Source organism: Veillonella parvula (assembly GCF_018378075.1).
GTDB classification, from domain to species: domain Bacteria; phylum Bacillota; class Negativicutes; order Veillonellales; family Veillonellaceae; genus Veillonella; species Veillonella parvula_K.
On sequence record NZ_JAGZYE010000004.1, the window covers coordinates 74,188 to 89,057 of the forward strand.

Consider the following 14,870-nt stretch of genomic DNA (forward strand, 5'->3'; position numbering starts at 1 on the left):
ACATATAGACATTATATCATTTTTAACATAAAAAAGAGACTTTGAGAAACCAAAGTCTCTTTTTTTATCATATCTATATAAGATATAAGATATAAGATATAAATTATTTAATGATCAATACAGGGCAAGTGGAGTGGCTAGTTACATAGCTACTTACGCTACCCATGAATAAGCCTTTCAAAGGGCCAAGACCACGGCTACCCATTACGATGAGATCAGCATTATATTTTTTTGCCACTGCAAGTAGTGCAGGTCCAGGGGAGCCAACTTCAAATACGCTTTTAACTTTTACGCCTGCAGGAATTTCTTTCACTACATCATTAAGAATTTCCTTACCAGTTTCTTCCATATCCTCAGCAATTTGCTCAGATACATATCCACCAGAAATTGGTGTTTGATCAAAATTGGAAATAGCAGACACAATATTTGCAACGTGAACAACAATCAATTCAGCTTGGTTGCGATCCGCTACAGCGAGAGCATGTTCCAACGCACGTTTAGCATTTTCAGAACCATCAGTAGGTACGACAATAGTTTTGTAGGTAACCATAATAACCCCTCCTATTCCTAATCCCTCAAAGGGGATATGATCAAATATCGTTTAGCCTATACTAATATATTCTAGACCATCAAGGAAAACTCCTCTTTTTTCTGAGGATTTATTACATTATAGCACAAATCGTACAGAATTATACAAATAAAAGAATATTATGCGTATATTAAAGAACCTGAGACGATTGATTTGTATTAAGTGTAGTAGTCAATTTAAAACCATCTAATATATCTATAAGTTCCTGAGTAGTAAGATTGCTAGTGGATGGACCAATCATTCGAGCTACTGCTACATTACCTTCATTGCCAAGAATAATTGTTGCGCCAAAGGATACTGGTTCCGCTACAGATGTATCAGATGTATTTGGATTTTTCATATGGCCCGCCAAATAGAACATTACATTACCGTCAATGATATGCGTTTCATAACGAGTAATCGTGGCCTTGTTCACATCAACCAATTGTTTAAGATAATAATCACCAAGCATCTGCTTAGCCATCATAGTTGGCATACCGGAGCTGACAGCTTGTACAGGGATTGTAAAAGACTCAATATCAAGGCGTATATTATGTTTGGTAAAAGCAATCTTGCCCTTTTCATTAAGACGGGTGAAGCCTTTTGGATAAGCAAACTTGATGCCCTCAGCTACACTGATATCGCTTGTGCCGGTTAATATTTTTTTTACCCCTTTAATAGCATTAGAGCCGCGCTTATTGATCAATTCAAAGGATGGGATTGTATGCTCCATCAAACCTAGCTCCATAAACTCTGCACGAACAGGAGCATAGGTACTAGACAAATTGTACCGATGAGTTGGATCTTTCTCCATGATAAATTCTGCTTCAAATACAGACTGAACCGGCTCTGTAGATGTCATGTCTGCATAAGATTTTGGTGTACTCTTATCCCAGCGTGCGGAAACTGCACCTTTCTTAGTGAAGAACCCACCAACAATATCATTATGTTCAAAGTTATTGCTATGTTGGCGCCAAATATTCAAATACTCCTCATTAGACATGCCCTTAATAGGTACACCATACCAAGTTGTATTCCATTCTTTTTGAGATACTCCTTCTTGCGGTGTATTATTGCGCTTAGTAAAAGATACTGTATAGGAATCCTCTTGTGTAGGGCCCGCTAAATTAAAGGAATACCCTTGAATATGTTCGCTTTCACTACGCACATCCATATCTATCATAACACCATCAGCTACACGCCAAGGAATCGAGAACATATAACCATTTTTGTAATCCTTTACCACCGTGTTCATCTTAGTAGCATAGGATTTGTATTGTTCTGGCAAAATAGATGCGGAATCCTTCTGAGATTCCACAATAGATAAAGGTGTATCAGGCGTCTTCTGTAAACCTTCCGCCATAATAGAAGTCGTTCCCAAAGCCATGACAGCTAAGGTTGCCGCAAATAAACGTAACTTCATAGAACCTCCTATAACATATTATCCAAAAACGCTTTCGTTCTTTCGTTCTGCGGATGATTAAAAATTTGTTCTGGTGTTCCTTCTTCTTGGATAACACCATCAGCCATAAAGATAACACGATCCGATACTTCTCGAGCAAAGTTCATTTCATGGGTTACGATAATCATTGTCATGTGATCGTCCGCCAATTGTTTAATCGTTTTAAGAACCTCACCAGTAAGCTCTGGATCGAGAGCAGATGTAGGTTCATCAAAGAGCATAATTTCAGGATTCATCGCTAATGCACGAGCAATAGCTACACGCTGTTGCTGACCACCAGACAAACGAGATGGATACATATTACGTTTTTCCCATAACCCTACTTTATTGAGTAGTTGCTCTGCAATCGGTGAAATTTCATCATCTTTCATACCCTTTACCATACGTGGAGCAATCATAATATTATCTAATACCGTCATATGCGGGAACAAGTTGAAAGATTGGAATACCATCCCCATACGAAGCAATAATTCATGCTGAGTTTGAGGAGAAGCATATTTTACAACCCCATTTTCAGTACTAGCAAGAACCGTACCATCAACGGTAATAGAGCCTCCATCAATCGTTTCTAACTGGCCCAAGCAGCGTAAAAATGTGGATTTACCAGAACCAGAAGGTCCGATAATAGAAACGATTTCTCCTCTATTCATTTTGAGCGACACATCGCGCAATACTGATTGATTATTAAAGCGTTTTTCAATACGCTCCATATTTACAAATGTCATAAGTACCTCTTACGTCGTCATATTAAGTATATAACCAGCACCTCAAGTAAAGATATCGCATCTATAGCATCAAATAAGAGTATCTCACCTATAAAACTAGCTACATCATTACATACGACAAACTATCATAGAATTAAATTAATCTTCGTATACGGCAAATCTTCGTTCTAAGTAGTTGAAGATATTCGTTAAAATAAAGGTAAAAATCAAGTAGAATAATGCTGCCACGAGGAATGCAGAAATATCAAAATCACGTTGTACGATAGATTTTGTAATGCGCAAGATATCATTCATCGCCAATACATACACGAGAGATGTATCTTTCAATAAGTTAATCGTCTCATTCGCAAGAGGAGGCAATACACGTTTAAACATTTGTGGCAAGATGATCTTACGCATAGTTTGTGCATAGGTAAAACCAAGCACTTTCGCCCCTTCGTACTGACCTCGAGAGATAGATTGAATGCCCCCACGGAAAATCTCACATAAATAAGCTGCGTAGTTTAATACGAAGGTAAGAACTGCTGCCGTGGCATCATCCATTTGAATGGCACCGTCTGTGATGATTGGTAATGCATAATAGACGAATAAGATTTGTAGCATCAACGGTGTGCCCCGCATTAAATATACGAACGCATCGACAAGCTTATCTACTAAAGGCAATTTAGATAGGCGTAACATAGCCATTAAAATGCCACCAGGAATAGATAAAATCCATACAATACAGAATAGCGATACGGTTACCTTTAAACCATCAGCGATAGTTGGGATAATCTGCAATAAATAATCTAACATGAAAGACTCCTTCAAAACACGACTAGAGAAGGGCCATCTGGCCACTTCTCTAGTGTACATTTCGTTCTTTAATTATCAGTTGTACCTACTGACCATAGTACTATTAGTATATCACGAATTGTACTATTTAGCATCGCTCTTATCTAAGTCTGCGCCTGAGCCTAACCATTTTTCAGCAATTTTATCAGCAGTACCGTCTTTTTTCATTTCAGCTAAGATACCATTAATTTTGTCACGCAAAGCAGTATCATCTTTGCGGAAGCCAACAGCGAAATTATCAACACCGTAGTCAGTACCTTCTACGATTTTGTATTTACCAGGTTCTTTTGTCATGAGATAACGAGCGATTACACCATCAGCAATAACCGCATCAACACGACCAATACCAAGATCCATGAAGGCACTTACAAAATCCGCATAAGATTTTGTTTCTTTAACCGTCTTACCGCTTGGGTCGTTTTGCAATGCTGCTTCACCAGTACTAGCTTGTTGTACGCCTACTACCTTACCAGCTAAATCGGCTTTACCTTTAATGGAATCATCGTCATTACGAACAATGACATATTGTTTATCCTTCATATATGTATTGGAGAACAAAATATTTTTCTCGCGCTCAGGAGAAACTGTTAAGCCATTCCACAACGCATCAATTTTTTTTGATTTTAGTTCCGCTTCTTTACTAGACCAGTCGATAGCTTTGAACTCTACATCCATGCCAGCACGTTTAGCTGCTTCTTTAGCCATGTCGATATCAAAGCCAACAATTTCGCCTTTTTCATCTTTAAAGCCCATTGGAGGGAAACTATCATCTAAACCGATAACAACTTTCTTAGGCAATTCTGTATTAGCTTTTTTAGCATCACCGCCACAACCTGTTACAAATGCCATCATAGACACGGCTGCAAGGCCTACGGCCATCATCTTTTTCCAATTCATAACTATCCTCCACGGCTATTATCGCCTATTTACTACTTAATAATATGTTCAATACAGATTTAGATTCCGTACTTAATGATTGTATTATACTTTAGTTCATTAAAGTTGTAAATAGCTAATTCGATGAATTTTACATTTTTTTATTTTACAGACTCTCCACATATATAGTTTATGATTCTAGATTCATTTGCTTTATGTTTCTGTAGTCCTATATTTATATTTCTGTATGCCTATATTGTATGATGCTACGTACTTATACTTTATGACTGCGTATGTTTATGAATGGCCTCAATCATCGCCATTTTATCCTTGTACGCCACCTGATGCAGATCAAGTGGTATCACATAGATCCCACCATGACCATTCATCGCTTGCAACTCACGCCATTCCTCAGTGAATCCAATAATATGCTCATAATCAACAAAGACGAAATATTCATCCCCATAGAATAAACTGTGAAAGTATTCTTTCACAGAAAAAGGCCTACGTTTTAACACGAGGCCCTTTTCACAGATAAAAGCTTGACTTTCACCTAATCTATGAAGGGTCCATAATATCACGAGCAACAACAGATAATACCATACACGTTCCGCCCAGTCTGAAGGCATATATTTTACAATCAACGCACACGCAACTAGACCGATGATGCAACCGGTCCATTGTATACCACGATGTATTTCTAAGCTCTGTTGTACGGCACCTGATGAAAAGCGTTCCATCGCCTCTTGTTTCGTCATGGTTTACCTCACAAATTGAAAGTCTACTATATGATTTTATTTACGGCACAAGCCCATAGCTTGCTCTACTTTACGATACATTTGACTCGCTTTAGCATGAGCCTTAGCAGCCCCTTCATCGAGAATTACATCCAACTCAGGACTTGTAATCAATTCATTGTAACGTTGTTGAATTGGCTCAAGGGTTGCTACTAAAAGATCGGCAATATCGGATTTAAATACGCCATAACCTTTACCTGCGTACATTTCTTCGATAGCTTCGTAGCTGTCTTTTGTAATAGCACGGTAGATTCCCATCAAGTTAGAGATGCCAGGTTTATTTTCTTTATCATAGCGAACCGCATTATCAGAATCAGTTTGAGCTCGTTTCAATTTTTTCACGATCAAATCTGGTGCATCCAAAAGGCGAATGGTAGCATTTTGGTTATCATCAGATTTACTCATTTTCTTAATTGGCTCTTGTAAGCTCATAACGCGAGCACCACCTTCGCCTACCTTGATATCAGGTACTACGAAAGTTTCACCGAATCTACGGTTAAAACGCTCTGCCAAATTACGAGTCAACTCAAGATGTTGCTTTTGGTCCTCACCTACAGGAACATAGTTTGTACCATATAGCAAGATATCTGCCGCCATCAATGGTGGGTACGTAAGCAATGCTGTAGGAATAGAATCCCCTTGCTTTTGAGACTTATCCTTGTACTGAGTCATACGCTCTAATTCGCCAACATAGCTAATAGATTGCATAACCCAACCGAGCTTAACATGCTCAGGTACTTCAGATTGAACAAACAATGTTACCTTTTTAGGATCAAGGCCAACCGCAAGGTACAATGCAGCCAAATTACGAGTGTTTTGAAATAATTCTTTTGGATCTTGCGGTACCGTAATCGCATGTTGGTTAACGATACAATAGTAACATTCATCAGTATCTTGATAGTCTAAGAAATTACGTAAAGCCCCCAAATAGTTACCAAGTGTTAACTCCCCACTTGGTTGGATGCCGGAAAATATAACTGCCATAATAGTCTCCCTATATTGAAATAAACCAACAGTGCTTTGACACTGTTGGTTATATATTATTCTACGGTTACAGATTTAGCCAAATTACGTGGTTTATCTACGTCTGCACCGCGTGTAATTGCTGCATAATACGCCAATAGTTGCAATGGTACAACCGCTAAGATTGGAGCGATAAATTTATTCGCACGAGGCACATAAATTGTGTGGTCTACGTGTTTAGATAATTCTTCGTCACCTTTCATGCCAATACCGATTACAATAGCTTCACGAGCTTTTACCTCTCGGATGTTGCTGATCATCTTATCGTACACATCCTCTTGTGTAGCCAATGCGATAACAGGTACGCCCTCTTCGATAAGAGCCAATGTACCATGTTTCAATTCGCCACCAGCATATGCTTCAGCGTGGATGTAAGAAATTTCTTTCAACTTCAAAGCACCTTCCATCGCTACTGCATAGTCGATAGCACGGCCCAAGAAGAATGCATCAGATTTGAAGCCATAATGTTTAGCAAAGGCTTTCATATCTTCGTCTACTTCAAAGATTTCATGAATCAAGGATGGTAGGTTTTTAACGCCGCTAAGAATTTCTTCGGCTAAGGCTGGATTTAATTTACCATTTAATTGACCTAGGTATACGGCGAATAACAAGCCCGCTACTAATTGAGTAGTGTACGCTTTTGTGGACGCTACAGAAATTTCAGGGCCAGCCCATGTGTAAACTTTGTTATCTGCTTCACGAGAAATGCTGGAACCAACAACATTGGTAATGGCCAATGATTTGGCACCAAGGCGTTTAGCCTCTTTCAAAGCCGCCAATGTATCGGATGTTTCACCAGATTGACTAATAACGATACATAATGTTTTATCATCAGTCAATGGGTTGCTGTAACGGTATTCAGATGCTATTTCCACATCAACTGGAATACGCGCCAAGTTTTCAATATATTGTTTTGTTACAAGACCTGCATGGTATGCAGTGCCGCATGCAACGATGAGAATTTTATTGAAAGCTGCTACATCTTCAGCAGTCCAATTTAGCTCATCAAAGATTGCTGTTTTACCATCTTCAGAGATATGTGTACCGAATGTATCGCGAACAGCTTTAGGTTGATCATGAATCTCTTTCAACATGAAATGCTCATAACCACCTTTTTCTGCTGCTTCAGCGTTCCAATTTACATGGAATACCTCTTTATCAACAGGGTTACCTTCACGGTCGAATACGGATACATTATCGCGAGTTACGATAGCTAATTCACCATCGCTCAAGATGTATGTATCACGTGTGTAGTTAATGATAGCTGGAATATCGGATGCTACAAAGTTTTCACCTTTGCCAAGGCCGATAACCAATGGGTTTTCTTTTTTAGTACAAATGATTTTATCTGGCTCATCGGAGCAGATGATTTCAAGAGCATACGCACCATCAACACGAGCTAGCATGCGGCGTACTGTGCCCACGAAATCGCCATCGTACATATCCTCTAACAAATGAGCTACAACTTCTGTATCAGTTTCAGATTTGAAATGGTACCCTTTTGCAATAAGCTCTTCTTTTAAAGGCATGTAGTTTTCAATAATGCCGTTGTGTACAACAGCAAATTTACCATCTTCAGATGCATGAGGGTGGGCGTTCATGTCGGATGGACGACCGTGTGTAGCCCAACGTGTATGACCAATGCCTACAGTTCCTTCATTAGGATCTGCTTTCACAACTGCCTCAAGATTAGCAAGACGGCCAACCTTCTTTTGAATTTTAATAACATTTTCAGGGCCGATAACAGCAATACCTGCAGAGTCATAACCACGGTATTCTAACTTTGCCATACCGTCCAACAAGAAATCAGATGCTTGATTAAAGCCAATGTATCCTACGATACCGCACATACGTATATCCTCCTATAACTGGGGGTATTTCTAGCCCCAGCAAAAACTAAGGCTAACTAATTAATATTCTAGATTAATATTCTATTTAATGTATTAAATATTAGTTCAATACAATTCATTCAGATATACTTTGTCCCCATCGTTACCGATGGGCTTTTTAATACCTGTTACGACATGAATATGCCGGAAGAGCATCCGCTGATGACTCGATCACTCTTCACCTCGTCTACCCTAACGACTGCCTTCGCGGGTACTTGCGCTATTCGCCTTTACGAATTTGGAATTCCTTTCTATGATATACGGCAGAATCAGTACAAAATAAAATATGTACTGAGGTATATTATACTAGAAAAATCGATAAAAAGTAAACCACCACAGATAAGTCAAAAGGAATAAAAAAGATTGTTTCTATGCTTCACATCCTTTTCATTGTAAGAAATTATACTTCTATCATTCTAAATTTTACGCAATTAGATTTTGTTGTATTTTCAAAATGTATGTATATAATTTGGGAGATATTAATCATGAATAAAACAACTATAAAGAAACAACATAAAACTAAAAAGAATAGCTTATCATATAGAAAATTACGTCGTTGGGTGTTACCTGCAGTCCTTGGTGCCGCTTTATCGACATTAGCAGTTATCCCAACATTAGCTGCAGAGACTCAAACTAATACCAACGTAGCAGTTGTAACCACAACAGAACAAACTAAAACAGTACCATCTGCACAAGGAAGCACACCTCCAACCGGTGCACCTCACGGCAAACCACCTGCCGGTCATGTCCCTACAGGCACGTCTAACCAAATACCTCCAAATGGGAATCCTCCTTCTGGCACTCCTAACGGTATGCCTCCAACAGCTATGCAGAATGGAGCCCCTAATGGAATGGCACCACAAGTTGAAGTAGATCCTAGTACTTTTAAAGGCACAACTATCGCTACAGAAAACAAATCCATTGCTCACGAATCGATGACAAACACAACGGCCGATCAGAATGCTTTCATCGGTAAAAATAAAGCGGTAATTGATATTGAAAATAGCGTTTTCGATAAAACAGGCGACACTACAAGCGATGACAACAGCAATTTCCGTGGTCAAAATGCAGTAGTCCTCGGTATCGAGGGGAGCCAAATCAATATTAAAGGCAGTAATATTACATCTAATTCTAAAGGCTCTAACGCAGTCTTTGCCACTGGTGAAGGTTCTGTTATCAACGTAGAAAATACTAATATTCACACCAAAAGCGATTCCTCTCGTGGTTTAGATGCTACTTACAAAGGTACGGTAAATGGCAAAAACCTAACTATCACCACTGAAGGGGCTCACTCTGCTACACTTGCTACAGATCGCGGAGAAGGCACTATCACCACAGAAGCAGCCAAACTTACGACATCTGGCGAAGGCAGTCCTGTTATCTACTCCACGGGTAATATTATAGTGAACAATGTCAACGGCATAGCGAATAACAGTGAAATTGGCGTCGTAGAAGGTAAAAATTCTATTACCCTTACGAACTCCAATGTAACAGGCTACAAAGATAATGGTTTCATGCTATATCAAAGCTTCTCTGGTGATGCTGAAAACGGTATTGCTCGCCTGAAAGCAGAGAATAATACACTTACAACTCACGCTACAGGTGCGTTCCTCTATGTAAACAACACTACTGCTGAAGTAGACCTTTCTAACAATGCCATCTCTATGCCGAACACTTCTACCTTAGTGAAAGCAGCTGCCGACTCCCGTTGGGGAAAAACTGGTGAGAACGGCGGTCATCTTACACTCCGCACATCTAACCAAGAACTAAGTGGTAATATTATGGCTGATTCAATCAGTACCATCGCTCTAGACATGACAAATGGATCTAGTCTTGTAGGTGCTGTAAACACAGACAACACGGCTAAAGAAGTAACTGTGAAACTCAGCAAAGACTCCAATTGGATACTCACTGGCGACAGCTATGTAAAATCCTTGAACAACGAAGATACCACAGGCAGTAACATTCACTCAAATGGATATAAACTCGTTGTGGCTGAAAAATAATAATAAAAGCACTACTTTGAATTATTCCAATCCAAAGTAGTGCTATTCTTTTTCAATCAAAACTATAAAACTTCAACTATATAAATATTCTTTAGCCCTATCACTATGAAGTTAGCGTATTATAAGTTATGAGTTAAACGGTCTATCAAATAGCATCCATATTCTGGCCATAGTTGCAATTCAATTATAGGTATAAAATTTTCATTTTTAATCTTATACACCAATATATCTAAATCTTCAATATCCTCTTCCCAACTTTTTATACAGTTTTGTTTTTCTTCTTCATTAGAGAAATCTTCATCTACTTTTGTTTCCTCAAGAGACAATATTAGTTCTTCTCTCTTTTCAGCAATTTCTTTCTTAAAATAATCATGCTGATTATTAAGCCAAAGAGCAAAGTAATACGGAGGTCCAGAAACAATACAATCTACTTTTGCCTTTTCACATTCCTCTAGAAATAAGGTATACTCACCTAATACATAATAAGCTTCATATACTTGAAAATCATGAATAATGTCAGAATCATAATATTTGTCTTTATATTGTTCATCCTGACCAAGCTTAATTTGTTTTAAACGATTCATCGCTTGATCTTTATAGCCCAAATACACATCACAATAAGCAATAGAGAGTAATAATCGCATTCTATTTGGGTAGTCTTTTAATAACTCTTCAAAAGTAGTCTTTGCTTTCTCATATTCCTTAAGCTCAAACAAACACACTGCATAGCCAAAGTTCATTTCATAATCATCGGATACTGTTGTTCCCTTTTCAAAGGTATGTAAACTTTTCTTTAATTCCTCTACAGAACCCTTCTCTCTATAAGCTGAAAAATGATATAAAGCCAACCCTCTGTAAGTCTCTATATATGGAGACTTTAATTTTACAGCTGCAGATAGATAGTTATATTCTTTTATATTCTCCTCATCGCTATAATAAAAAGCTAGATTGGTATAAACTTTAGCTTTTTCAACATCACTCAATTTATCTCTATATTTTTCTAAGAAGGCCTCTAATATAAGCTGTGAATTTCTTTCTCTCCTTGATTGTGACTCAGCATATGCAAGCTCACAAGCAGAATTTACACTATTTGGACACTCATTAAGGAGATTTCCAAGTTCCCGTTGATTTACAATCTTCATACGACACCTTAACTATTTACCAATAAGACTTAAACTATATAGCTATAATAACATATAGTGATGGTTCCATTCGGTAACCATCCTAAATAAATATAAAATAAATACCCTCCTATATATGTTCCTGCAGTGACTTTACGTAGGACGGAGCAAAGGGACATATATAGGAGGGTATACCTTTGATATAAATTGTAGAATGGAACCAAACGGAATAAAATAGTATTAAACTACTCATCAAGAGTTATTCAGCCAACCCTTGTTCTCTACCGATAATATCAGCAATTTCTTGGCACAGGGATTGTAGTTCTTCTTGATTAGGACCTTCAGCCATGACACGAATGAGTGGTTCTGTCCCGGATGCACGTACCAAGACGCGACCTTCGTCACCAAGTTCTCCTTCAGCTGTTACGATAGCAGCTTTGATGAGGTCATTGTCTTCCCAGCCAGTTTTTGTAGCTACACGAACATTTACAAGAACTTGTGGGTATTTTGTCATAATGCCGGCCAATTCAGAAAGAGGTTGCTTTTTCTCCTTCATAAGAGCTGCCACTTGAACAGCTGTTAACATGCCGTCACCCGTGGTATTGTGATCTAAAAAGATTACGTGACCAGATTGTTCACCACCAACGGAAAGATTATGTTCACGCATGTATTCCAATACATATCGATCACCAACAGCAGTGGAAACTGTTTTCATACCAAGTTCTTCTGCTGCTTTATGGAATCCAATATTACTCATAACGGTACCAACTATGGTATCACCTTTAAGTTTTCCTTCTTCTTTCAACTTAAGGGCGCATAGCAACATGATTTGATCACCATCGAGGACTTGACCTTTTTCATCAACCAATAAACAGCGGTCAGCATCGCCATCATTAGCAATACCAAGGTCTGCATTATGTTGTTGTACGGCTACTTGTAAGCCTTCAATATGTGTGGAACCACAATGATGATTGATATTCAAACCATCTGGATTCACGTTAATATTGATGACTTTAGCCCCTAGTCCAGACAAAATTTCCGGACCTACACTGGAAGCTGCGCCATTGGCACCATCATAAACGATAGTCAACCCTTCAAGGGACGTATCGATTGTGTGACGTACAAAATGAGCATATAAATGAGCCAAGTTACTATTGAACTCAATTTTACCAATACCATCACCTGTAGGACGTGCCAATTCATTATCTGCACTTTGACGAACATATTTTTCCAATTCATCTTCCACTTCATCAGGTAATTTATAGCCATTACCATCAAAGAATTTAATGCCATTATCTGGATATGGGTTGTGGGATGCAGAAATAACAGCACCCGCATCAAAACCTTGTTGCCGTACAAGGTACGCTACTGCTGGTGTTGGGATAACGCCTGCAATTACTACATTACCACCAACAGAGCAAATGCCCGCCGCTAATGCACTTTCAAGCATAGAACCAGAAATTCGCGTATCGCGACCAATCAAGAACGTAGGGTGATCCTTTTTCTTACCAAAATGCGTTCCTGCCGCACGACCTAAATGATAGGCTAATTCCGGCGTTAAAAACTCATTAACAACACCACGTACACCATCTGTACCAAATAAACGAGCCATAATTATCCTCCTCTAAGGATTTGTGAAAGTTTCACAAGTCTATATATCTACCGTGTGTATCTTTTCAATAATTACTGTTGTGTATTATATCATAATATAGAAAGCATACCTACTATAAAGTCACATCTATATTACATAAATAGTATGAATCTATACTGTAATTCAATTCATCAGTATAATTCCCCACTAATTAGGTTTTGCGTATTTTACCATACATAAAATGGCCGTTTCCGCACCATCAAGGGCAGCACTCATAATTCCCCCTGCATAGCCAGCCCCCTCACCCATAGGATAAAAACCTCCTACAGTAGGAGAAATGCGTTCTTCATTGCGTCCCATACGAAGCGGCGCAGAGGTACGCGTTTCAACGCCTGTCATACACACCGCAGGATCATCAAACCCTCGGATGCGACGCCCCCAGTATGGCAAGGCCCGCTCTAATACGGATGTGACGAATGATGGCAAGCAATCATGTAAATCGCAATTTACAACACCTGGCTCGTAGCTATATATACTATTTTGTACGCTAGGTGCTTGTGAAAGTCCTAAAAACTGTCCTACAGTTTGTGCAGGCGCATGGAAGTTAGAACCGCCCAACTCATAGGCCTTGCGTTCCCATTCTCGTTGAAATGCGACGCCATCTAATGGATGAGTACCAAAGTCATCTGGACCTACGTTGACTACGATAGCACTATTAGCAACACCGCTATCCCGAGCGTATAAACTCATGCCATTTACAACAACTCCACCATCTTCAGAGGCAGATGCTACTACTTGACCTCCTGGGCACATACAGAAGCTATATGCAGTACGGCCTGATTCTTTATCGTGGTATACGAGAGAATATTCTGCTGCACCGAGGCCCAAACTAGATGGTTCTACACCATATTGAGACTCATCAATTACAGACTGATCATGCTCAATACGAACACCGATAGCAAATGGTTTTGCCATCATTTCCACATTGCGTTTATAGAGCATTTCATATGTGTCACGTGCACTATGGCCTACGCCAGACAAAACAACAGTCGTATCAATACGCTCACTACCATTAACTTCAACGCCTACGATACGGTCATTTTCAATAAATAAATCCGTTACCTTAGAACCAAAGCGGACTTCACCGCCCCATTCGATGATGCGCTCACGCATGGCTTTTACCATGGTACGCAATTTATCAGTACCTACATGAGGTTTATGTTTATATAAGATTTCTTCAGGCGCACCGAACTCTACAAAGTATTTAGATATTTCATGTAAACGCGGATGGGTAATACGAGTTGTCAACTTACCATCGGAAAAAGTTCCTGCGCCGCCTTCCCCAAATTGTACGTTGGATTCAGGTTTAAATATGCCCTTTTTCCAAAATGTTTCTACATCATGACTACGTGTATCTACATCTTGACCGCGTTCAAGCACGATTGGGCGATATCCTTCACGAGCTAAGTAAAAGGCTGCCAGCATCCCCGCAGGGCCAAAGCCCATAACTACAGGACGATGAGCTAATGGTACGGACCCAAAAACAATAGGTTCTGGATCTTCTGCAGCAAATACAGATATATCCTTTTCTTTACCAAGCTTTTTCATGACTTGAGCTTCATTATGAACCTCAATGAATAGGGTATATACAAAAACAATGTTTGGCTTCTTACGGGCATCTACGGCACGTCGAACAACATGAATCGTTTCGATAGCACCACGTAACGGGGGATATTTCTTTTCTACAATACTTTTGATATCCGACTTAACCATAACAGCCACGCGGAGATTTATTATTCTAATCATATCTTTCCTATTAAAGCCTCCCTTTTAGGTGAGCCTACTTCTTTAATCTTTGACCAAAATTCTTTACCACTTGACCAGTAAGAAAATAGTCATACATCTTTATTATACAACACTACTATAAAAGCTAATATATAAATCATAAAAAGGCCCTAATAGAGAAATATTCACTCTA

Annotated in this window: 12 protein-coding genes; 1 reads left to right on the plus strand and 11 read right to left on the minus strand. The window is 39.0% G+C overall.

The genetic code is table 11. The annotated features are described in order from the left end of the window. Window positions 1–103: 103 nt before the first annotated feature. The 8 genes from KH286_RS05145 to glmS all read right to left on the minus strand — a co-directional run bounded on the left by KH286_RS05145 (window position 104) and on the right by glmS (window position 8,135). Window positions 104–550 carry a universal stress protein gene (locus KH286_RS05145; protein WP_004693853.1) on the minus strand — a complete coding sequence of 149 codons (447 nt, stop codon included), beginning with the start codon at window positions 548–550 and terminating at the stop codon, window positions 104–106. 169 nt (window positions 551–719) lie between these two features. Then, window positions 720–1,991, minus strand: coding sequence for a hypothetical protein (locus tag KH286_RS05150; protein WP_278617714.1), 1,272 nt, complete (start codon window positions 1,989–1,991; stop codon window positions 720–722). A gap of 8 nt (window positions 1,992–1,999) precedes the next feature. Further along, the gene (locus KH286_RS05155) at window positions 2,000–2,755 is read right to left on the minus strand and encodes an amino acid ABC transporter ATP-binding protein (protein ID WP_004693856.1); all 756 of its coding nucleotides are present in this window, start codon (window positions 2,753–2,755) and stop codon (window positions 2,000–2,002) included. 138 nt (window positions 2,756–2,893) lie between these two features. Further along, a complete protein-coding gene (locus KH286_RS05160) occupies window positions 2,894–3,550 on the minus strand; it encodes an amino acid ABC transporter permease (RefSeq protein ID WP_004693858.1) in 657 nt (218 codons plus the stop codon). Window positions 3,551–3,673: 123 nt separating this feature from the next. Then, the gene (locus tag KH286_RS05165; RefSeq protein WP_004693860.1) at window positions 3,674–4,486 is read right to left on the minus strand and encodes an amino acid ABC transporter substrate-binding protein; all 813 of its coding nucleotides are present in this window, start codon (window positions 4,484–4,486) and stop codon (window positions 3,674–3,676) included. A gap of 260 nt (window positions 4,487–4,746) precedes the next feature. Continuing rightward, window positions 4,747–5,223 (minus strand): hypothetical protein, encoded by a 477-nt coding sequence (locus KH286_RS05170; protein ID WP_004697925.1) that lies wholly within the window; start codon window positions 5,221–5,223, stop codon window positions 4,747–4,749. A 36-nt stretch (window positions 5,224–5,259) separates the two neighbouring features. Continuing rightward, complete coding sequence (gene trpS / locus KH286_RS05175; RefSeq protein WP_004697816.1) at window positions 5,260–6,246, minus strand: tryptophan--tRNA ligase; 987 nt, start codon at window positions 6,244–6,246, stop codon at window positions 5,260–5,262. Window positions 6,247–6,302: 56 nt separating this feature from the next. After that, window positions 6,303–8,135, minus strand: coding sequence for a glutamine--fructose-6-phosphate transaminase (isomerizing) (gene glmS / locus KH286_RS05180; RefSeq protein WP_118091032.1), 1,833 nt, complete (start codon window positions 8,133–8,135; stop codon window positions 6,303–6,305). A gap of 524 nt (window positions 8,136–8,659) precedes the next feature. Between glmS and KH286_RS05185 the strand changes: the two genes are divergently transcribed. Continuing rightward, on the plus strand, window positions 8,660–10,180 hold the full coding sequence (locus tag KH286_RS05185) for a hypothetical protein (RefSeq protein WP_118091033.1): 1,521 nt from the start codon (window positions 8,660–8,662) through the stop codon (window positions 10,178–10,180). Window positions 10,181–10,299: 119 nt separating this feature from the next. On the opposite strand, the gene KH286_RS05190 is transcribed toward KH286_RS05185, so the two are convergent. The 3 genes from KH286_RS05190 to KH286_RS05200 all read right to left on the minus strand — a co-directional run bounded on the left by KH286_RS05190 (window position 10,300) and on the right by KH286_RS05200 (window position 14,698). Then, the gene (locus KH286_RS05190) at window positions 10,300–11,322 is read right to left on the minus strand and encodes a tetratricopeptide repeat protein (RefSeq protein ID WP_077708066.1); all 1,023 of its coding nucleotides are present in this window, start codon (window positions 11,320–11,322) and stop codon (window positions 10,300–10,302) included. Between the two features lie 238 nt (window positions 11,323–11,560). Then, complete coding sequence (gene glmM, locus KH286_RS05195; protein WP_008602925.1) at window positions 11,561–12,913, minus strand: phosphoglucosamine mutase; 1,353 nt, start codon at window positions 12,911–12,913, stop codon at window positions 11,561–11,563. Between the two features lie 186 nt (window positions 12,914–13,099). Next, window positions 13,100–14,698: an NAD(P)/FAD-dependent oxidoreductase gene (locus KH286_RS05200; RefSeq protein WP_278617715.1), complete on the minus strand. Its 1,599-nt coding sequence runs from the start codon at window positions 14,696–14,698 to the stop codon at window positions 13,100–13,102. Window positions 14,699–14,870 lie beyond the last annotated feature (172 nt).